Genomic DNA, 20,497 nt, shown 5'->3' on the forward strand with positions numbered 1-20,497 from the left:
CTTTCGCAAGAACCGCCCCTCACCCCGGCCCTCTCCCCGGAGGGGAGAGGGAGCAGGCTGAGGGCGCGCGGGGGCGGTCATGGCGACGAGCGGGATGCCGCTCAAATCGCCATCAGCTCGTCTTCCTTGGCCTTGACCACGGCATCGACTTCCTTGACGAAGCGGTCGGTCAGCTTCTGGATCTCGTCGTCGGCGCGGCGCTCCTCGTCCTCGCTGATCTGCTTGTCCTTGAGCAGGTCCTTGACCTTCTGCATGGCGTCGCGGCGGATGTTGCGGATGGCGACCTTGGCGTTCTCGCCCTCGTGCGCCACGTGCTTGGCCAGCTCCTTGCGGCGCTCCTCGGTCAGCGGCGGCATGTTCAGGCGGATCACCGTGCCGGCGGTGGTCGGCGTGACGCCGATGTCGGAGGCCATGATCGCCTTCTCGATCGGACCGACCATGCTCTTCTCGAACGGCGAGATCTGGATCGAACGCGCGTCGGCCAGCGACACCGAGGCGACCTGGTTCAGCGGCATGTCCGAGCCGTAATAGGGCACCTTGATGTGGTCCACCAGCGCGGTGCTGGCGCGGCCGGTGCGCAGGCGGGTCAGGTCGTGCTTGAGCGCGTCGATGCTCTTGCCCATGCGGGTCTGGGCATCGGTCTTGATGTCGTTGAGCATGGGGATCACCCGGCGTTGCGTGAAGCTGGCGAGTATAGCAGCGCGAGCGCGCCACCGGCCCGGTCAGCCGGCCGTGACCAGCGTGCCGACCGATTCGCCCTGCATGATCCGCATGAGGTTGCCCGGCACGGTCATGTCGTAGATGCGCAGCGGCATGCCGTGGTCACGGCACAGGGCGATGGCGGCGGTGTCCATCACTTGCAGGTTGCGCTGGATCACCTCGTCGTAGGTGAGCTGCTCGTAGCGGGTGGCGCTGGCGTCGCGTGCGGGGTCGGCGGTGTAGACGCCGTCGACCTTGGTCGCCTTCAGCAGGAGATCCGCGCCGATCTCCACCGCGCGCAGGGCGGCGGCCGAGTCGGTGGTGAAGAACGGATTGCCGGTGCCGGCGGCGAACAGCGCGATGCGGCCCTTCTCGATGTGGCGGATGGCGCGGCGGCGGATGAAATCCTCGGAGACGTCATGGATCTGGATCGCGCTCATCACGCGCGCGTAGCCGCCGCGCTTCTCGATCGCGTCAGCCATCGCCAGCGCGTTCATCACGGTGGCGAGCATGCCCATGTGGTCGCCGGTGACCCGGTCCATGCCGGCGGCGGCGAGGCCTGCGCCACGGAAGATGTTGCCGCCGCCGATCACCACGCCCACTTCCACGCCGGCCTTGCGCACCTCGATGATCTCGATGGCCAGGCGGCCGATCACCTTGGGGTCGATGCCGTAGTCCGCCTCGCCCATCAGTGCTTCACCGGAGAGCTTGAGCAGGATGCGGCGGTACTTGGGCTGGTCGCTCATGGGGTCTCCGGATTGAAAGGTAAACCGCCACATTGTAGCGGGAGCATGGTGTGGCCGGCAGGCGTGACGCGGCTGCAGTTCATGCGCAATGTGGGTTCGCGGGCTCACTCGATCCTTCCCCGTGCCACGGGGGTAGGCCGGAAGGGCGAGCGCCATGGATGGCGCGAGTAAGGGCCAGGCATCGCGCCCAAAAGCGCCCCATCCGCCGGCCGGCATCTTCCCCCGCGTTCGCGGGGTAGGCTCACGTGCCGGGCGCGCCAACAAAAAAGGCCGCGGTTTCCCGCGGCCCCTTCAAGCAAAACCGAGCGCGGCGCTTACGCCAGACCGGCCTGCTTCATCACTTCGGCGTGGAAATCCTCTTCCACCTTCTCGATGCCCTCGCCGACCGCCAGGCGCACGACCTGCTGCACGTCGGCGCCTTCCTTCTTCAGCGCCTCGCCCACGGTCGTGTTGGTGTCCAGCACATAGGCCTGGCCGAGCAGGGTGACTTCCGAGACGATCTTGTTGATCTTGCCGGAGATGATCTTCTCCAGGATCTCGGCCGGCTTGGCCTTGTCCTTGTCGGACATCTGGCTGAGCGCGATTTCCTTTTCCTTGGCGATGAAGTCGGCCGGCACGTCCTCGGCACGCACGTACGGCGGGTTCATCGCCGCCACGTGCATCGCCACGCCCTTGGCCAGTTCCTCGGAGCCGCCCTTGAGCGCCACCAGCACGCCGATGCGGCCGCCGTGGATGTAGCTGCCGATCTTGCCGTCGGTCTGCACACGGGCCATGCGGCGCACTTCGATTTTCTCGCCGATGGTGGCGACCAGGCCCTTGGCGGCCTCTTCCACGCTGGCCGCGCCCGGGTAGGCGGCGGCGTTCAGCGCGGCCACGTCAGTGGCGCCGGACTTCAGCGCGACGTCGGCGACGGTGTCGCTGAACTTGACGAAGTCGGGGTTCTTGGTGACGAAGTCGGTCTCGCAGTTGACCTCGACCAGCACGGCGGCGCCGTCCTTGTAGGCCGCGACGATGCGGCCTTCGGCGGCGACGCGGCTGGCCTTCTTGTCGGCCTTGGCCAGACCGGACTTGCGCAGCCATTCCATGGCGACGTCGATGTCGCCGTTGTTTTCGACCAGCGCCTTCTTGCATTCCATCATGCCGGCGCCGGAGCGCTCGCGCAGCTCCTTGACCAGTTGTGCGGAGATATTGCTCATCTGAAATCCTCGAATCTGGGTGTGCCGTGGCGGGCGGGCCGCCACGGCAGCGTGAAAGGCTTACTCGGCGGACTCGGTCTGCTCGCGACCGCCGCGGCCACGGCCGCCGTCACGACGCGGCGCGCCGGCGCCCTTCTTGGCCGGACCGCGGCTGTCGCGCTCGCGACGGGCAGGGGCGGCCTTGCGCTCGTCCTTGGCGACCGGGTTGCCTTCCTCGTCCAGTTCGACGAACTCGTTGGCGTCGCCGTGGGCGGCGTCCGGAGCGGCAGCCTTGCCTTCCAGGATCGAGTCGGCGGCGGCGCGGGCGTACAGCTGGATGGCGCGGATGGCGTCGTCGTTGCCCGGGATGGCGTAGTCCACCAGTTCCGGGTTGTAGTTGGTGTCAACGACCGCGACCACGGGGATGCCGAGCTTCTTGGCTTCCTGCACGGCGATGTCTTCATGGCCGATGTCGACCACGAACAGCGCGTCGGGCAGGCGGTTCATGTTCTTGATGCCGCCGAGGGAGTTCTCCAGCTTGTCGCGCTCGCGGCGCAGGGCCAGCACTTCGTGCTTGACCAGCTTCTCGAACGAGCCGTCGGTCTCGGCCGCTTCCAGCTCCTTCAGACGGGCGACCGACTGCTTGACGGTGCGGAAGTTGGTCAGCATGCCGCCCAGCCAGCGGGCGGTGACGAAGGGCATGCCGGCGCGGGCGGCCTCTTCGGCCAGCGGCTCGCGGGCCGAGCGCTTGGTGCCGACGAACAGGATGGTGCCGCGCTTCTGCGCCAGGCCCGACAGGAAGTTCATCGCGTCGGTGAACAGCGGCAGGGTCTTTTCGAGGTTGATGATGTGGATCTTGCCGCGCGCGCCGAAGATGTACGGAGCCATCTTCGGGTTCCAGTAGCGGGTCTGGTGACCGAAATGCACGCCAGCTTCGAGCATCTGGCGCATGGTGACTTGAGCCATGGTGGTATTCCTGATTGTTGGGCCGTAAGCCGTGTTGGATAACGGCAGGGCCCGGGGGTTGGGACCTCCACGCATCCCCGGCTTCGACCGCGGCCCGTGAAGACGGCCCGCGGCACCCCGAAGGCGGTGCCGATGCGTGTGTGGCGTTGGTTGGGCTTGGCAGCGCATGGGCGCTACAATCCCGTTTCGTCTTGCGCCGCGGACCTTCTCGAAGGCCTTCAACGGCTTGCAAAACCGTGTAATTGTAGCCGGCGCGCCGGCTTCGCGGCAAGCTGCCGGCCTTACGGCACCGCCGCGCCCTCCGAAGCGGATTCCATGGCCATCACCCTCAAATCTCCCCAGGACCTCGAAGGCATGCGCGTCGCCGGCAAGCTGGCGGCCGAAGTGCTGGCGCTGCTCAAGGAGCACGTCAAGCCAGGCGTCACCACCGAGGATCTGGACCGGATCGCCTACGAGCACATCGTCAAGGTGCAGAAGGCGGTACCCGCCAACGTGGGCTACAACGGCTTTCCCAAGACCCTGTGCACCTCGGTCAACCACGTGATCTGCCACGGCATTCCTACGCCGGGCAAGGTGCTCAAGGACGGCGACATCATCAATCTGGACGTCACCGTCATCAAGGACGGCTGGCACGGCGATACCAGCCGCATGTACTTCGTGGGTGCGCCCTCGGTGCTGGCCAAGCGCCTGGTGGACACCACCTACGAGGCGATGATGCGCGGCATCGAGCAGGTGCGCCCGGGCGCCCACCTGGGCGACATCGGCCACGCGATCCAGAAACACGCCGAGGCGGCCGGCTTCTCGGTGGTGCGCGAGTACTGCGGCCACGGCATCGGCAAGATCTACCACGACGAGCCGCAGGTGCTGCACTACGGCAAGCCCGACACCGGCGTGGAGCTGAAGAAGGGCATGACCTTCACCGTCGAGCCGATGATCAACGCCGGCAAGCCGCAGACCCGGCAGCTGCCGGACGGCTGGACGGTGGTCACCAAGGACCACTCGCTCTCGGCGCAGTGGGAGCACACGGTGGCGGTGACCGACGACGGCTTCGAGATCCTGACGCCCTGGCCGGACGCCTGACGTTTTGCTCCCTCTCTCCCGAGCTCCGCTCGGGGGAGAGGGTTGGGGTGAGGGGGAGGCCTTTCGCCTTGCCTGAGAGCCCCTCTCCCAGCCCACTCCCCCAACGGTGACGCCGTCGGGGGAGTGGGAGCCGGATCGCGGATGAGCCGATGAACCTCGCCCAGGCCATGGTTGCCTTGCCCCCGCTACCCCGTCTGCCGCCCGCCGTTCCGCGCTCGGGCGTGTCGGTGGAGGCGCGCCATGCGCTGCGCCAGCTCCTGGAGGACATCGACCGCGCGCTCGCCACCGCCTTCCGCGACGGCGCCGATGCCGGCGCGCTGGCCAGGCGCCGTGGCGAAGCGGTCGGGCGCGTCGTCGCCCATGTTTGGACCGCCTGCCTGGGCGAAGCCGAGGGCGCGGCGCTGTTCGCCGTCGGCGGCTTCGGCCGCGGCCTTTTGTTCCCCCATTCGGACGTCGACCTGCTGGCGCTGGTGCGCGAAGCGCAGCCGCCGCGCCTGCGCGCGCTCGAGCAGTGCTTCGCCACGCTGTGGGACGTGGGCCTGAAGGTCGGGCATGCGGTGCGCGATCCGCTGCAGTGCCGCGCCCTCGCCACGCAGGAGGCGAGCGTATTCACCAGCCTGCTCGACGCGCGCCGGTTGGCCGGCGACCCGGCGATGGACGCGGAGCTGCGCGCGATCGTGGACGACCCGGCGCTGTGGCCGCCGGCCGCCTATCTCGCCGTGCGCCTGGCCGAACGCGATGCGCGCCACGCGCGCTTCGACGACACCGCCTACAACCTCGAGCCCAACCTCAAGGAAGGACCCGGCGGCCTGCGCACGCTCGACGCGCTGCGCTGGCTCGGCCAGCGCCTGGCGCATGCCGGCGGCTTCGAGGCGATGGCCGGCGAGGGCCTGCTCGATCCGGCCGAGCGCGTCACGCTGGAGCAGTCCGAGGCCACCCTGCGCCGCTACCGCTACGCACTGCACCTGGAGGCCGGTCGCGCCGAGGAGCGGCTGCTGTTCGACTACCAGCGCGCGCTGGCCGCGCGGCTGGGCTTCGTCGACGAGCACGCCACCAACCTGGGCGTGGAGCAGTTCATGCAGGGCTATTACCGCGCGGCCAGCCAGGTCGAGCGCCTGGGCGTGCAGATCGTCGAGCGCTTCGAGGAGATGCTCGAGCCGCCGCAGGCGCCGGTGGCGGTCGGCCGGCATTTCCTGCGCTACGGCAAGCGGCTGGCGGCGCGCGATCCGGAGCTGTTCGTGCGTGAGCCGGCCGCGCTGGTGGAGGCCTTCGTCGCGCGCCTGGGTGAGCCGGGCATCGTCGGCTTCACCGCACAGACCATGCGCCGCATCCACCAGGCCACCGCGCTGCACGACGGCGCGCTGGCCGACGACCGCGAAGTGCTGGCGGCGTTCCTGCGCCTGCTGCGCCACGGCGCGCGCGCCGTGGATGCGCTGTGGCGCATGAACCGCCATGGCCTGCTGGCGGCGATCCTGCCCGCCTTCGGCTGCGTGTTCGGACGCATGCAGTACGACCTGTTCCACGTCTACACGGTCGACGAGCACACCTTGCGCGTGCTGCACAACGTGGCCCGCTTCGCCGATCCGGCCGCGCAGGCGCAGTTCCCGCTGGCCTGCGAGATCTGGCCCACGCTGCCCACGCCCGAGGTGCTGTTGCTGGCGGCGCTGTTCCACGACATCGCCAAGGGCCGCGGCGGCGACCACTCGGTGCTGGGCGAGGAGGAGGCGCGCGCGTTCTGTACGAAGCTCGGCCTGCCGCCCAACGACGTCGAACGCGTCGCCTGGCTGGTGCGCCACCACCTGGTGATGAGCGTGACCGCGCAGCGCCAGGACATCACCGACCCGGACGTGGTGGCGCGCTTCGCCGAGGTGGTGGAGAACCGCGAACAGCTGGGCCAGCTTTATCTCCTGACCATCGCCGACATCATCGGCACCAGCCCCAAGCTGTGGAACGGCTGGAAGGACCGCCTGCTGGCCGACCTCTACAGCGCCACCCGCTACGCGCTGCGCAGCGACGTGGAGCTGCCGCGCGACGCCGCCACCCGCGTGCGCGAATGCCAGGACTACGCGCTGCCGCTGCTCGGGGCGGACGGTTTCGACGCCGCCACGGTGAGGCGCGTATGGGCCGGCTTCCCGCAGGCGAGCTTCCTGCGCCACCGGCCCGAGCAGATCGCCTGGCAGACCGCGGCGGTCCTGCGCGCGGACGGCGCCGTGCCGCTGATCGCGGTGCATCCGCTCTCGGTGCGCGGCACCACCGAACTGTTCGTCTACACGCCCGACCGCGACGGCCTGTTCGCCACCGTCACGGCGATGCTCGACCGCCTGCGCCTGTCGGTGGTGGAAGCACGCGTGCTGGTCTCGCCACATGGCATGGCGCAGGACACCTTCCTGCTGCTGGACACCGAAACCCAGCAGCCGGCCACGCCGGCGCGCGCGGAGGAGCTGCAGCAACGCCTGGCCCGCGCGCTGGCGCAGACGGTGCCGGTGCATCCGGCCCGCCGCAGCGCCTCGCGGCAGCTGAGGCACTTCCAGATGACGCCGCGGATCGGCTTCCACGCCGCCGGCGGGCGCACCCAGCTGGCGCTGGTCTGTACCGACCGGCCCGGCCTGCTCGCCGCCGTGGCGCAGGCGATGGTCGAGGCGCAGGTGCGTGTGCACGACGCACGCATCGCCACCTTCGGCGAACGGGTGGAGGATTTCTTCCAGCTCACCGACCGCAGCGACGCGCCGCTGGACGAGGCTCTGCAGGAACGCCTGCGCCAGGCCCTGCTGGCCCGGCTGGGGCAGCGCTGAGCCAGGGCTGCGTGCTGGCGGCGGCGTCCGCCTGCCGGCGCGGTGCGCTCAGACGCGCGCCTCTTCGCCCCACAAGGCCTCCATGCCGACCTCGATGTCCAGCGCGGCCAGGTTCACCACTTCGGCGATGGCGTGCGCTTCCACGTCGCCGCGGCGGCGGATCGGGCTGCCCATGCGCAGGCCGTCGTGCGTGGTGAGCGAGGCCACCACCGGCTGGTGCCCGGCCGGACCGCGCTGCACCACCACCGCCACCGAACCGTTGCGCAGGCGCACGCCGGTGCCCGGCGGGTAGATCCCCAGCGTCTTGATGAACGCCCTGGTCAGGCGTTCGTCCAGCGCCTGGCCTTCGTTGAGGAACAGCCAGCGCAGCGCCAGCGTGGATTGCAGCGGCGAACGGTAGTCGCGGGCGGACACGCGCGCGCAATAGACGTCCGCCAGCGCCAGCAGCCGCGCCGGTCGGCCGATCTCCTCGCCGCGCTTGCCGCCTGGGTAACCGCTGCCGTCGGCGCGTTCGTGGTGGTCGCGCACGGCGTTGAGCCAGGCGGCGCTGGTGATGCCGTGGTCGCGCAGGCGCGCCACGCCGAGCTGGCAGTGCGCGCGCACCGCGGCCTGCTGTTCTTCGGAGAGCGGGCCTTCGAGCGCGACCAGCTCGTCGTGCAGGCCGAACATGCCGATGTTCATGGTCAGGGCGGCACAGACGGTGGCCGCCAGCTCGGTGGCGTCCAGCTCCAGCGCACTGCCGGTGAGCTGGCAGGCGATGGCGGTGTTGACCGCGTGGCGGGCGCCGTAGGGCCCCTCGGCCTGCAGCAGGATGCTGGCCAGCGCCACGTCGGGGTTGCGCCGGCAGGCCTCGCGCACCTGCTCGGCGATGTCGGCCAGCGTGCCGGGAAAATCCGTGGGGGCAGGATCGGACAGCAGCGCCTGCAGCCGTTCGCGCGCCTCGCGCACCAGCGCCAGCGGCGAGGGTGCCGGCGGCAGGAACGGCCCACGGCATTCTTCTTCGGAGCCGTAGAACAGGCCGTGCTGCAGCAGCTTCTCCATCTGCGCCTGGCTGCCGATCACCTGGCCCAGGGGCAGCAGCAGCTTGCCCCTGGCGTCGTAGGCGTTGAAGCGCAGGGGCTGGCCGACGGTCAGTTCGGCCGGGTCGATCGGACGCCGTGGCATGGGATTCTCCTGGACCCGCGCGCCGCAGGGGCTGGCGGGAGCGATTGAAGATCGGCCAGCGCGTGCCGAACTTGAGCACCCGGTCACGGTTGGGTGTCGCTTCGTATACTTGCCTTTTGGCGCCATCCCCACCCGCGAGCCTTTCATGCCAGCCATCGACACCCTGATCGACCACGCTTTCGAACGCCGCAACGAGCTCAGCCAGAGCGAGATCGAAACCCATCTGCGCCCGGCGCTCGCCCAGGTCATGGACCTGCTCGAATCGGGCGAGCAACGCGTGGCCGAGCCGGACGGGCAGGGCGGCTGGAAGGTCAACCAGTGGCTGAAGAAGGCCGTGCTCCTGTATTTCCGCATCAACGGCAACCGCGTGGTCGACGGCGGTCCGGCGCTGGCCTTCGACAAGGTCCCGCTGCGCTTCGGCCACGGCAACGACATGGAGCTAGAAAGCCTCGGCGCGCGCGTGGTGCCCGGCGCGCTGGTGCGCCGCGGCGCGCACATCGCCAGGGACGCGGTGCTAATGCCGAGCTACGTGAACATCGGCGCCTACGTCGGCGCCGGCAGCATGGTCGACACCTGGGCCACGGTCGGCTCCTGCGCGCAGATCGGCGCGCGCGTGCACCTGTCCGGCGGCGTCGGCATCGGCGGCGTGCTGGAGCCCTTGCAGGCGAACCCGACCATCATCGAGGACGACTGCTTCATCGGCGCGCGCTCGGAGGTGGTCGAGGGCGTGGTGGTTGAGAAGGGCAGCGTGATCGGCATGGGCGTGTTCCTCGGCCAGTCCACCCGCATCTACGACCGCGCCACCGGCGAGGTCAGCTATGGCCGCGTGCCGGCCGGCAGCGTGGTGGTGGCCGGCAGCCTGCCGGCCAGGGACGGCAGCCACAGCCTGTACGCGGCGGTGATCGTCAAGCGGGTGGACGAGAAGACGCGGGCAAAGACCGGCATCAACGAGTTGCTGAGGAGCGCGCAGTGAGCGTCACGCTATACGGCCTGCCCAACTGCGACACCTGCAAGAAGGCGCGCAACTGGCTGGCGCGCTTCGAAGTGCCGCACGCATTCGTCGACTACCGGGCGAACCCGGTGCCGGCGGCCACGCTCAAGGCCTGGGCGCAGCAGCTGGGCGGCTGGGAGAAGCTCGTCAACAAGGCCGGCACCACCTGGCGCAACCTGTTGCCGCAACGCAAGAACCCGGGCAGCGATCCGGAGTGGACCTTGCTGCTGAAAGAGTATCCCGCCCTGGTGCGCCGGCCGGTCGTGGCGCAGGACGACGGCGCGGTGAGCGTGGGCTTCACCGACAACGGCTTCAAGAAGCTGTTCGGCAGGTGAGCACAGGCATGCCGTTTGCGCTGGCCATGCATGCGCCTGTTCCTCCATATGGCGTCATTCCCGCGAAAGCGGGACTCCATCGCGCTCTGGAGTGCCCGGCCAAAATGGACTCCCGCTTTCGCGGGAATGACGCCGATCGGGTAACGCCGGTGGGGACGTAGGTTTCGGACAAGGCTTGGAGAATCCTGTGAGCGACGTGCTTGACCTTGCCTGCGACCTGATCGCCCGCCGCTCGGTCACCCCCGAGGATGCCGGTTGTCAGGCGCTGATCGCCGGCCGCCTGGTGGCCGCCGGCTTCGCCATCGAGCCATTGCGCTATGGCGAAGTGGACAACCTCTGGGTCACGCATGGCGGCGATGGCCCCACGCTGGTCTTCCTCGGCCATACCGACGTGGTGCCCAGCGGACCGGAAGATGCCTGGAGCTCGCCTCCCTTCGATCCGGCGCTGCGTGATGGGCGCCTGTACGGCCGCGGCGCGGCGGACATGAAAGGCTCGGTCGCCGCCATGGTGGTGGCGTTGGAGCGCTTCGTCGCCGCGCACCCCCGGCATCCGGGACGGGTCGCGCTGCTGCTGACCAGCGACGAGGAAGGACCGGCCAACCTCGACGGCGTGCGTCGTGTGGCCGAGGCCTTCCGCGCGCGTGGCGAGCGGCTGGACTGGTGCGTGGTGGGCGAACCCTCCTCGAAGGAGCGGCTGGGCGACCTGATCCGCGTGGGGCGGCGCGGTTCGCTCTCGGGCACGCTGACCGTGCGTGGCGTGCAGGGTCACGTGGCCTATCCGGAAAAGGCCAGCAACCCGATCCACGCCTTCGCGCCCGCGCTCGCCGAGTTGGCCGCCACGCGCTGGGACGAGGGCAATGCCGATTTCCCGCCGACCTCGTTCCAGGTGTCCAACCTCAACGCCGGCACCGGCGCCACCAACGTGATTCCCGGCACGCTGGCGGCGCAGATCAACTTCCGCTACTCGACCGCCAGCACGGCCGCCGACCTGCGCGCACGAGCCGAGGCGATCCTGGATCGCCATGGCCTGGACTGGCAGTTGGACTGGAACCTTTCGGGCGAGCCGTTCCTGAGCCGCGCCGGCGGACGCTTGCGCGAAACCATGCGGGCCGTGTGCCTGGACCTGTGCGGCGTGGAGCCGGAGCAGAGCACCGGCGGCGGCACCTCGGACGGGCGCTTCATCGCGCCGCTGGGGGCCGAAGTGGTGGAGCTGGGGCCGGTCAACGCGACCATCCACAAGGTGGACGAGTGCGTGGCGGTGGATGAGCTGGAGCGGTTGCCGGGGCTTTACCTGGCGATCTGCGAGCGGTTGCTGGCCTAGCCGCAGCCCTCGCGGCAAGCAGAGCCAGGGCTGCCTTATCCCGCCATGCACCCGGCCGCCCGCTGCAGCATCACCGCACGTTCCTGCGCATTGCGGGTAAGCCCGGCGGCGCGCTCGAATTCGGCGCGCGCCTCGCTCGGACGGTCGAGCCTGGCGAGCAGGTCGCCGCGCACGGCCGGAAGCAGGTGGTAGCTGGCGAGCGAAGGTTCCGCGCGCAGCGCATCGACCAGCGCCAGCCCCGCGGCCGGCCCCTCGGCCATCGCCACGGCGACGGCGCGGTTGAGTTCCACCACCGGTGAAGGCGCCACCTGCGCGAGCCTGGCGTAGAGCGCGGCGATGCGCGGCCAGTCGGTGGCCTCGGCGGTGGCGGCGCGGGCGTGGCAGGCGGCGATCGCGGCCTGCAGCGCGTAGGGACCATCGGCGCCGCCGAGCCTGCGCGCACGCTCGAGTGCATCCAGGCCGCGATGGATCAGCAACTGGTCCCACAGCGCGCGGTTCTGATCCATCAGCAGCACCGGACGGCCCTGCGCATCGGTGCGGGCGCGGGCGCGGGAAGCCTGGATTTCCATCAGCGCCAGCAGGCCCAGCACCTCGCTCTCGCGCGGCATCAGCCCGGCCAGCGTGCGGCCCAGGCGCAGGGCCTCCTCGCACAGCGCCGGGCGCATCCAGTCCTCGCCCGTGGTGGCGGTATAGCCCTCGTTGAAGATCAGGTAGATCACGCCGAGCACCGCGGCCAGCCGACCGGAAAGCTCCTCGCCGCGCGGCACCTCGAAGGGCACGCGCTTGTCGGCCAGCGTGCGCTTGGCGCGCACGATGCGCTGGGCGATGGTCGGTTCGGCGGCGAGGAAGGCGCGCGCGATCTCCTCGGTGGTGAGGCCGCCGAGCAGGCGCAGGGTGAGCGCGACCTGGGCCTCGGTCGACAGCGCCGGATGGCAGGCGGTGAAGATCAGCCGGAGCAGGTCGTCGCCGATGTCGTCGTCGAGCGCTTCCAGGTTGGGCATGGTGAACGCCTCGTGCTCCGGATCGCCGTCCAGCATCGCGTGCTTGCGCTCGACCAGCTGGCGGTGCCGCAACAGGTCGATGCCGCGCCGCTTGGCCGCGGTCATCAGCCAGGCGCCGGGGTTGTCCGGCACGCCGGCGGTCGGCCAGCGCTCCAGTGCGGCGACCAGCGCGTCCTGCGCCAGCTCCTCGGCCAGGTCGATGTCGCGCACCACGCGGATCAGCGCGGCGACCAGCTTGGGCGCCTCGAGGCGCCAGACGGTTTCGATGGCACGGTGGGTGTCGGCTCGGCTCATGCCCCCGATCAGACCATCGCCGGCCGGAGGCGGCAAGTGAAAGCCCGCCGGCAATGCGCGTGTCGGGGCTCGAAGGCTTCGCCGGCCGTGGACGCTAGGCAGGCATCAGATCTTCCCAGCCAGCTCTTCGCGCATGCGTTCTTCCGCCGCGCGCAGTTCCGGAGTGAAGGCCTCGCCGAAGTCGTCGGCCTCGAACAAGGGGCGGATCTCGATGGCGCAATCGCCCTCGAACGGCGCCGGGCAGCGGCGTGCCCATTCCAGCGCCTCGTCCATCGAGCGCACCTGCCACAGCCAGAAGCCGGCGATGAGTTCCTTGGCCTCGGCGAAGGGGCCATCGACCACGCTGCGGCGGCCGCCGGCGAAGACCACCCGCTTGCCCTGCGAGCTGGGCTTGAGCCCTTCGCCGGCCAGCATCACGCCGGCCTTCACCAGTTCCTCGTTGAACGCCGTCATCTGCGCCAGCAGCTGCTGGCTGGGCATCACGCCGGCCTCCGATTCGGCCGTCGCGCGGACCATCACCATGCATCGCATACGTCTTCTCCCGCTCTCATGCCGGCGGGCGCCGGCTCGCGTTGATACGACGCTCCACCGCGATGGAATTCGACATGCCCCGGCGCGGCCCTTCGCGCCGGGCATGGTCGCCCGGCGGACGGCCTACCAGCCGCGTGAAGTCGCCGATGAAGTGCGCCTGGTCGAAATAGCCCAGCGAGAGCGAGCCCAGCCCACGCGGCGCGCCCGTCTCGACCTGCGCTGTCGCCTGGTGGGGTTGATGGAGCGTGGCGCACCGAGCCTGCGCGTGACGGGTGGCGATTCTGGCACGGGCGAGCTGGTCGGGATCTGGGGCGAGCTGGTGATCCTGCGCCGCAAGCACCTACTCGCCCGGCCCAAGCACCAGCGTCCACTTCACCGGCCCCGGCAGCAGCGGCGTGGCGCGCCCCTGGACCCAATCGGCCTGCCCTGCGCCGTAGTAGGGCGACAGCGGGTTGCCCGCCTGCCCGCCGGGCATTTCCAGTATCCCCTGCGCCTCGTGCCCGGGCGAAACCGCCAGCCGTTCGGAGGCGCCGAAGCCAGGCGCGGCCACGCGTGGCATGTTGGCGTCGCCGGGCAGCGGGTCGTCGGGCATGTCCAGGAAGTGCGCGAGGAAGGCCGGCAGCGCGGGCGACAACGCGTGGCGGATGCCGGCGCGGTTGACCTCGCCCCAGCGGCGTGCAGCCAGGCCGCCGGGCTGCGCGCCCAGTTCCGCCACCTCGCGGTGCGCGGCATCCAGCAACAGCGCTTGCCAGTCCCTGTAGCGCGGGTCGAGCAGCCACGCGGGCTGGTTGCGCAGCAACGACCACACCGCCGCCTCGCCGTTGCCGCCGCCCAAGGGCCAGGAGAAATCCGGATAGCGCGCCTGCACGCGCGCCACGAACGGCGCCAGCGCCAGGGCGTGCACCTGCTCGCGGAAGGCGCGCACCAGCCGGTAGTCCACGCTGTCCGGCGAGGCGTGGTTGCGCCAGGTGGCGGTGAGCTTGCGCAGCGGCTCGAGCGCCGGATCGCGCGAGCCGGCCAGGGTGTCCTGCAGCAGGCGTTGCCACGGAGTCAGGAATGCCGCGCGGTCGTCCAGCTGGATGTCGAGCAGGTTGCCGGTGGTGAACATGCCGTACGCGGCCAGGTCGTCGCGGATCTGCTGCGCGCGTGCGCCCAGGTCGTGGCCGCCGTCGCCGAGCAGTTCCCGAGCGGGACCGTCGACCGTCCGGTTGTTGGCCGTCCATAGCCGGCCGTTGGGCGGATCGACCACGCGCGGATACTGCCCCGGCGCAGCCCAGCCCTGCCAGCCGCTGCCCGGTTGCGACCAGTCCGCCGGCCGCTGCGGTTCACTGCCGGGCGCGCGCAGCGGAACGGCGTTGCCGGCGAGCGTCCAGCCGATGTGGCCCTCGCGGTCGGCCACCAGCAGGTTCTGCGGCGGCATGCCCATGGTCGGCGCCAGCTCCAGCGCAGCGGCCACGCTGGGTGCGCGCTCGAGCTGCATCAGGCCGAGGTTGTAGGCGCGCGGGTCGTGGGCGATCCAGGCCAGGGCCAGTGGCGTGCCATCGGTGTCCCTGGCCAGGATCGGACCCCAGCGGGTGTCCTCTACGTCCAGCATGCGGTCGGGCGCGCCCCTGACGCGGATGCGCTCGGCATGGCGCTCGATCGTCGCCCAGCCGCCCGGCACCTTGTAGCGGGCCGGGTCAGCGCCGTCGCGGGTGATCCGCACCCAGTCCAGCCAGTCGCCGTAGCTGTTGGTGAAACCCCAGGCGACCTGCCCGTTGGAGCCCGCCACCAGGGCCGGCGTGCCGGGCAGGGTGACGCCGACCGCGTCGCGCACGCCGCCGGGTGCGGTGGCGTCGGGGTAGCGCAGGCGCGCGCGGAACCAGATGTCCGGCACGCGCAGGCGCAGGTGCATGTCGTTGGCGAGCATCGCCGCGCCGGTATCGGTGAGCGCGCCGGCGACGGCGAAGCTGTTGCTGCCCGGGTAGCGCTCCTCCGGCACGGGCGCGAGCGTGCGGGAGGGTTGCGTGGCGCCCGCCATGGCCGGCGCGCCTTTGCGCAGGTCGAACACCGAGGCGTCGGGCAGCAACGGCGGGTGCGACAGGCCGCCGGTGAGCGGCGCTTCCCAGTCCGGATCGGGTGCGAGCAGGAAATCGACCAGTGACGGGGGCAGCACCGCGTGCATGCGCGCCAACTCCAGTTCGCGGGTGTTGTGGCCCTGGCCATTGAGGTCCAGGTACATCGCGGCGATGACCAGCCCGCTGTCCTCCGACCGCCAGGGCTGGGGCGTGGCGCCGAGCAGGAAGTATTCCCAGGGCTTCTGGCGCAGGTCGGCCAGCCCCGCGTTGACGCCGTCGCGGTAGCGGTCCAGCACGTGGCGCTGCGCCGGCGGCATCGCCGCATAGGCCGCCTGCGCCACGGCACGCAGGCGGTGCCGGCGGATGTCCAGGTCGTTCCCGAGCGCGGCCGGACCAACCAGCTCCGCCAGCTCGCCGGCGGCGGCGCGGCGCATCAGATCCATCTCGAAGAAGCGCTCCTGCGCATGCACGAAGCCCAGCGCGAAGGTGGCGTCGTCGCGGCTTCGCGCATCGAAGGTGGCACTGCCGGCGGCATCGCGCGTGATCGTCACCGGCGCGGCGAGGGCCGTCACGCGAAGCCGGCCATCGAGCCGTGCGCGGCTGCCGGCGAGCAGGTACCAGGCGAGCGCAAGGGCCGCCGCCAGCAGCACCAGCGCCGCCAGCAGCAGGCCGCGCCACAGGCGGAGGCGGCGGCCGTTCATTCGGGCGCGAACACCGCGAAGATGCCGGCGTAGGGCTTGACCATGAACGCCGGCGCGCCGGCATAGCCCTCGCCGTCGAGGTAGAACTGCGAGATCGTGCCATCCAGGAACAGCGCGTCGCGGCAGCCCAGCTCGTCGCGGAACAGCCGCGCGAAGGCATGGAAGTTGACCGGCGCCTCGCTCACCGCGAACACCACCTGGTGCGGCGTGCGCGCGCACACGCCGCTGCGCCACTTCAGGCTGCCCGAATCGTGCACGAAGGCGGGGTTGAGCTGGCCGTCGATGACCAGCATGGGCCCGGATTGCGTGGCCCACTGCGGCTTGCGTCCGTCGGCCTTGAAGGCGGCGCTGGTCTTTACCTCCGCGTGGCCGTCCGGATAGATCGCGAACACGCCGTTGGGCAGCAGCGAGAAGTTGCCCGAGGCGGGGTTGCCGTGCGCGAGGTTCAGCGGCACCAGCGTCCTGCCGTCCTCCACGTACAGGCCCAGCGGCCGCGAGGCGCCGTCATAGATGCCGGCGTTGGCGGCGAACAGCAGCCGGCGGCCCTGTTTCTGGCCCCATTGGCGCAGGTTTTCGATGTCGCCGAACGGCTCGCCGCTGCCCGGCGTGCGCCAGTGCAGCGTCAGCGGCTCGCGCTTCAGGTCGATGCTGACGACCTGGTAGTTCTGGCCTTCGAACGCGCGTTCCTCGCCGTCGAGCGCCTTGGCCGGCGGCGCGCAGCCGGCCATCGCGGCCAGCAGCGGCAACGCCAGCCAGGCCAGGCGGCGCAGGTGAAAGAGGGGTGATGCAAGAGGGGGCATGCCCCGATGGTCGCCGCCCGGCCGCGGCCGGTGCAAGTCCATGGCAGCGGCAGCGTTCACGCATGCAGCCAGGGGACTGACGCGCGCGGGCGCTAGACTTGGCGTTTTCCTTGCGCCGCCGCCATGCCCTACACCCCCATCGTCGCCACGCTCGGCTACGTGCTCTCGCCCGACCGCGAACGGGTCCTGATGATCCACCGCAACGCGCGGCCGGATGACCAGCATCTGGGCAAGTACAACGGCCTGGGCGGCAAGATGGAGCCGGGCGAGGACATCGCCGCCTGCATGCGCCGCGAGATTCGCGAGGAGGCCGGCATCGAATGCACCTCCATGTGCTTGCGCGGCACGCTCAACTGGCCCGGCTTCGGCAAGCGGGGCGAGGACTGGCTGGGTTTCATCTTCCTCGTCGACGCGTTCGAGGGCAGCTGCCTGGCCGGCAACCACGAGGGCACGCTGGAATGGATACCGCGTGCGCGGCTGATGGAGCTGCCGATGTGGGAGGGCGACCGCCACTTCCTGCCGCTGGTGTTCGACCAGGACCCGCGGCCCTTCCATGGCGTGATGCCGTACAAGGAGGGCCGGATGCAGTCCTGGTCCTACAGCCGCCTTTGAGCAGCGGCCGCTGTAGCGATCAGTGCATGGAATGCAGGCCGATCATGTTGCCTTCGGTGTCGACGACGAGCGCGATGAAGCCGTAGGGCCCGATCGAGAACTTGTCCTTCATGACCTTGCCGCCCCGAGCGGCGACGCGCCCGGCTTCCACTGCGCAGTCCTGGCAGGAGAAATAGACCAGCGTGCTGTTGCCGCCCGAGGGCACGCCATCCATCTTCACCAGCGCACCGGCCGCGCCGGCGCCGTCCTGGTGCATGGGGAAGGCCCACATCTCGATCGGACTAGAGTCGGGTGCGTCCAACTTTTCCAGCTTTACGGCGAGTACCGCCTCGTAGAAAGCCTTCGCGCGCCGCACGTCCTGCACGTAGATTTCGAACCAGCCGACGGGGTTTCGCATAGCCTTGGCCTCGCTGGAGTGGAACCGGATTTCCTGCGAACACGCGTCGTGCCGACGTGAAAGGTAAGGTGCCTGCCGCGCGGAACAAAGTGATTCGGATGCCGATCCCGGCCGGCGGCGGCGGCTCAACCGTCGATGCAGTCGTGCAGGTTGGAGCCGTCGTGGCTCGATTCGCCATCACCCTGCGGCGAACCACCGTTGCGGAGCACATGGCAGGGGGGGAGACGCGGCGGCGTTCCGGCCACCCGCCGTGCACGGCTATCCAACGCGGGGGCGGCCGGAGGGACGGCGGATGCGGCCGTGGCGGAGAACGAATGGTGGAAGGCCACCATGCCCATCACCACCACGGCGGCTGGCGCGAGCTTGGCCAGGAAGGCCCGCAGGCCCTTGCCGAAGATGCGCGAGTACATGATGTAGTAGGCCAGGAAAAAGTTGATGTGGAACGCCACCACCAGCGCCCAGGAAAGCTTGGACAGGTCGCGCTGCAGCACGCCCCACACGATCGCCGAGACCATTACCACGGACGAAGCTACGCCGGCGGCGAACAGCAGGTCGGTGCGGTCCAGCGCCTGGAAGAAGCTGCCGCTGGTGGAAAGCACCACCTGCACCGGAATGGCGATGGCGAGTATCCGCACGACCGGCACCACGGCAGTCCACTGCGGGCCCAGCAGCCACGCCACGATCTCTCCGGCGAGCAGGAAGATGAGCAGGCCGGCGGCAGCGCCGAGCAGGGAAAGCTTCCAGATGAACTCGCGGTGGATCGCCTCGACCCTGGCCTTGTCGTGGGCGTATTGCTGCACCACCGGCTGGATGGCCGGCGTCATGGCGAAGGTGATCAGCACCAGCGGATAGCGCATCAGGCGATAGGCCTTGTCGTACACGCCCAATGACGCCGTGCCCAGGTAGCGGCCCACCAGGATGTTGTCCAGGTTGCGCGAGAAGTAGTTGAGGACGTTGAAGCCGAACTGATAGCCGGAGAACGAGAGCAGGGGCCGGATCGCCGAAAAACGGGTTCCCCACTGGGGCCGGCCGAACTGCGTCCGGCCCGAGAACAGGTAGGTCATGAGGAAGTTGGTGGCAGCGCTGAAGGCGCTCTTCGCCGCCAACGCGTGCAGCGGATCGACCAGCCGCAGCAGGACCAGCGACAGCCCGGTGGACACCAGCTCCGACACGATGCCGGCGTTGGCGATGCGGTAGAACGCCTGGTCACGCAGCAGGAAGGCGGTGGGCACGATCGCGGCCGAATAGAACAGCAGCGAAGCGGACACGTACGGCACCACCTCGCCCACCCGCGGCATGCCGTAGAACGCCTGCCACAACGGCCTGGCCGCCTCGAACACCATCGCCAGCACGGCGCCGGTAAGCACGGTCAATCCGAACAGTCCGTTCCGGTCCCGCGGCGTGAGCGTCTTGAGGTTGATGATCGCCGGACCCAGTCCCGCCTCGGTCATCAGCTGGAAGAAGGTGGAGAACACCGCGATGGAGGCCACCGTGCCGAAATCCCGCGGCGTGAAGATGCGCGCCAGCACCACCATCGACAACAGGCTGGCCGCATAGACGCCGGCACGGCCGAGCATGCTCTTGGCGATCGCCGCGTACAGCGTGGCCGCACTCATTCGTATGCCTCGCGGCGCAGCGCGCCCTTGAGCCGATGTCCGACCAGCAGCAGTTCGGGAAACAGGCAGATCAGGATGCACACCGGCTTGATGTACCTGGGGTTCACGCGGGAGAGCACCCGCAGCAGCCGCTTGCGCTGCGCCAGCGGCAGCATCGGCGGATACGCGATCCACCATTGCGCGAGGCCACTGCGGATCATGTTCTGGATGAAATGGTTGAGCGACTTTCCGGTTTCGCTCTTCTCGCGCGCGACGTCCAGCCGGGAAAGCTCCAGCGCCACTTCCATGTAGCCCTCCACATGCCTGGGCTGCTTCTTCTGGGTCATGATGGAATCGGGCCGCAGGCGTCGGTTGAAAAGCCGATCGGGAAGGCAGTAGACCTTCGCATCCCTGCGCTCCAGCAGCAGCCGCGTCGTGAACAGATTGTCCTCGTGCAGGATGCCCGGGTAGAACGTTATTCCCGCGAACCGGTCCCTGCGGTAAACGTAGAGGCAGGGCGACGGCAGGTAATTGTGGTATTTCCTCGACAGGATGAAGAACTGCTCCGCAAGCATCGGCTTTCCGGTAAGTTCCGGCAGCCTCTCGTAATTGAATTCACCGGTCGGTGGCGTGGTCATGCCATCGCAGAACGAGCGGGCGGCGAAGAAAACTATGTCGACACCATGATCCTTCATTTTCTCGACGCAAAGGGATACGGTGTTTTTTTCGATATAGTCGTCGCCGTCGAGAAAGAGCACGTATTCGCCCTTGGCCAGCCTCAGGCCGGTGTTCCGCGCCGCGGACGGGCCCTGGTTGGGCGTGCTCACGACGGTCACATTGCGATGGCTGGCCGCAAAATCCCCGAGCACGGCCCGGCTGCTGTCCGTGGAACCATCATCCACGGCAATGATTTCCACCTCGACGTAATCCTGGTTCGCGGCCGATTCCAGGCATTGGGCGAGGTAGGGAGCGACGTTGTAGACGGAAATAATGATGCTGGCCCGTCCGGCGAGCGCGGGCGCAGCGTTGGTAATGTAGGCCACTAGGCGTTTTCCGGGTCGGCGACAAGGTTTTGTGAATGCGCCGGCGAGCTCTGGCGCACGCATACAGTTTCGCGCCCGCAAGCTTAGTTGCCCCTTATCAACGAGTTTTTTGCAAAGCGTTTCAGTCGATTAAGCAGATCGATAATCGCATTGGCGTGAAATCCAATTGACGATGGCGTCAATTTGGCCGGCTTTGA

General features: G+C 69.4%; 19 protein-coding genes. 6 read left to right on the plus strand and 13 right to left on the minus strand.

What is annotated here, in order from left to right:
* Window positions 1-101: 101 nt before the first annotated feature.
* The 4 genes from frr to rpsB all read right to left on the minus strand — a co-directional run bounded on the left by frr (window position 102) and on the right by rpsB (window position 3,586).
* Entirely contained in the window at window positions 102-659 is a 558-nt protein-coding gene (frr, locus tag VGU03_RS02710; RefSeq protein ID WP_327478402.1) for a ribosome recycling factor, read from the minus strand.
* Window positions 660-722: 63 nt separating this feature from the next.
* A complete protein-coding gene (pyrH, locus tag VGU03_RS02715) occupies window positions 723-1,445 on the minus strand; it encodes a UMP kinase (RefSeq protein WP_327478404.1) in 723 nt (240 codons plus the stop codon).
* 314 nt (window positions 1,446-1,759) lie between these two features.
* Complete coding sequence (gene tsf, locus VGU03_RS02720) at window positions 1,760-2,641, minus strand: translation elongation factor Ts (protein ID WP_327478406.1); 882 nt, start codon at window positions 2,639-2,641, stop codon at window positions 1,760-1,762.
* 60 nt (window positions 2,642-2,701) lie between these two features.
* Window positions 2,702-3,586, minus strand: coding sequence for a 30S ribosomal protein S2 (rpsB, locus tag VGU03_RS02725; protein WP_327478408.1), 885 nt, complete (start codon window positions 3,584-3,586; stop codon window positions 2,702-2,704).
* A gap of 315 nt (window positions 3,587-3,901) precedes the next feature.
* On the opposite strand from rpsB, the gene map reads away from it, so the two are divergent.
* Both map and glnD read left to right on the plus strand, forming a co-directional pair.
* Entirely contained in the window at window positions 3,902-4,666 is a 765-nt protein-coding gene (map, locus tag VGU03_RS02730) for a type I methionyl aminopeptidase (protein ID WP_327478410.1), read from the plus strand.
* A gap of 149 nt (window positions 4,667-4,815) precedes the next feature.
* Window positions 4,816-7,458, plus strand: coding sequence for a [protein-PII] uridylyltransferase (gene glnD, locus VGU03_RS02735; protein WP_327478412.1), 2,643 nt, complete (start codon window positions 4,816-4,818; stop codon window positions 7,456-7,458).
* A gap of 48 nt (window positions 7,459-7,506) precedes the next feature.
* Here the strand turns inward: glnD and VGU03_RS02740 are convergent, their stop codons facing one another.
* Window positions 7,507-8,622 (minus strand): HD-GYP domain-containing protein, encoded by a 1,116-nt coding sequence (locus VGU03_RS02740; RefSeq protein ID WP_327478414.1) that lies wholly within the window; start codon window positions 8,620-8,622, stop codon window positions 7,507-7,509.
* 145 nt (window positions 8,623-8,767) lie between these two features.
* On the opposite strand from VGU03_RS02740, the gene dapD reads away from it, so the two are divergent.
* The 3 genes from dapD (at window position 8,768) to dapE (ending at window position 11,269) form a co-directional block, all read left to right on the plus strand.
* Window positions 8,768-9,595 (plus strand): 2,3,4,5-tetrahydropyridine-2,6-dicarboxylate N-succinyltransferase, encoded by an 828-nt coding sequence (gene dapD / locus VGU03_RS02745; RefSeq protein WP_327478416.1) that lies wholly within the window; start codon window positions 8,768-8,770, stop codon window positions 9,593-9,595.
* A complete protein-coding gene (locus VGU03_RS02750) occupies window positions 9,592-9,948 on the plus strand; it encodes a Spx/MgsR family RNA polymerase-binding regulatory protein (RefSeq protein ID WP_327478418.1) in 357 nt (118 codons plus the stop codon). The genes dapD and VGU03_RS02750 overlap by 4 nt, the downstream gene beginning before the upstream one ends.
* Window positions 9,949-10,135: 187 nt before the next feature.
* Window positions 10,136-11,269: a succinyl-diaminopimelate desuccinylase gene (dapE, locus tag VGU03_RS02755; protein ID WP_327478420.1), complete on the plus strand. Its 1,134-nt coding sequence runs from the start codon at window positions 10,136-10,138 to the stop codon at window positions 11,267-11,269.
* Between the two features lie 35 nt (window positions 11,270-11,304).
* On the opposite strand, the gene VGU03_RS02760 is transcribed toward dapE, so the two are convergent.
* From VGU03_RS02760 to VGU03_RS02780, 5 genes are all read right to left on the minus strand, one after another.
* Window positions 11,305-12,564: an RNA polymerase sigma factor gene (locus VGU03_RS02760; RefSeq protein ID WP_327478422.1), complete on the minus strand. Its 1,260-nt coding sequence runs from the start codon at window positions 12,562-12,564 to the stop codon at window positions 11,305-11,307.
* Between the two features lie 105 nt (window positions 12,565-12,669).
* A complete protein-coding gene (locus tag VGU03_RS02765) occupies window positions 12,670-13,095 on the minus strand; it encodes a YciI family protein (RefSeq protein WP_327478423.1) in 426 nt (141 codons plus the stop codon).
* 16 nt (window positions 13,096-13,111) lie between these two features.
* Entirely contained in the window at window positions 13,112-13,435 is a 324-nt protein-coding gene (locus VGU03_RS02770; RefSeq protein ID WP_327478425.1) for a hypothetical protein, read from the minus strand.
* Window positions 13,436-15,853, minus strand: a complete 2,418-nt coding sequence (locus VGU03_RS02775; protein WP_327478427.1) for a penicillin acylase family protein — start codon at window positions 15,851-15,853, stop codon at window positions 13,436-13,438. It lies immediately after the preceding gene.
* On the minus strand, window positions 15,850-16,653 hold the full coding sequence (locus tag VGU03_RS02780) for a phosphodiester glycosidase family protein (protein WP_327478429.1): 804 nt from the start codon (window positions 16,651-16,653) through the stop codon (window positions 15,850-15,852). The genes VGU03_RS02775 and VGU03_RS02780 overlap by 4 nt, the downstream gene beginning before the upstream one ends.
* A gap of 123 nt (window positions 16,654-16,776) precedes the next feature.
* Here VGU03_RS02780 and VGU03_RS02785 point away from each other — a divergent pair, with 123 nt between their 5' ends.
* Window positions 16,777-17,265, plus strand: coding sequence for an 8-oxo-dGTP diphosphatase (locus VGU03_RS02785; RefSeq protein WP_327478430.1), 489 nt, complete (start codon window positions 16,777-16,779; stop codon window positions 17,263-17,265).
* 19 nt (window positions 17,266-17,284) lie between these two features.
* On the opposite strand, the gene VGU03_RS02790 is transcribed toward VGU03_RS02785, so the two are convergent.
* The 3 genes from VGU03_RS02790 to VGU03_RS02800 form a co-directional block, all read right to left on the minus strand.
* Window positions 17,285-17,662 carry a VOC family protein gene (locus tag VGU03_RS02790; RefSeq protein WP_327478431.1) on the minus strand — a complete coding sequence of 126 codons (378 nt, stop codon included), beginning with the start codon at window positions 17,660-17,662 and terminating at the stop codon, window positions 17,285-17,287.
* 125 nt (window positions 17,663-17,787) lie between these two features.
* Window positions 17,788-19,278, minus strand: a complete 1,491-nt coding sequence (locus VGU03_RS02795) for a lipopolysaccharide biosynthesis protein (protein ID WP_327478432.1) — start codon at window positions 19,276-19,278, stop codon at window positions 17,788-17,790.
* Complete coding sequence (locus tag VGU03_RS02800) at window positions 19,275-20,300, minus strand: glycosyltransferase family 2 protein (RefSeq protein WP_327478434.1); 1,026 nt, start codon at window positions 20,298-20,300, stop codon at window positions 19,275-19,277. The genes VGU03_RS02795 and VGU03_RS02800 overlap by 4 nt, the downstream gene beginning before the upstream one ends.
* Window positions 20,301-20,497 lie beyond the last annotated feature (197 nt).

Origin of the sequence: Frateuria sp., assembly GCF_035944355.1 — a bacterium.
Taxonomy (GTDB): domain Bacteria; phylum Pseudomonadota; class Gammaproteobacteria; order Xanthomonadales; family Rhodanobacteraceae; genus Frateuria_A.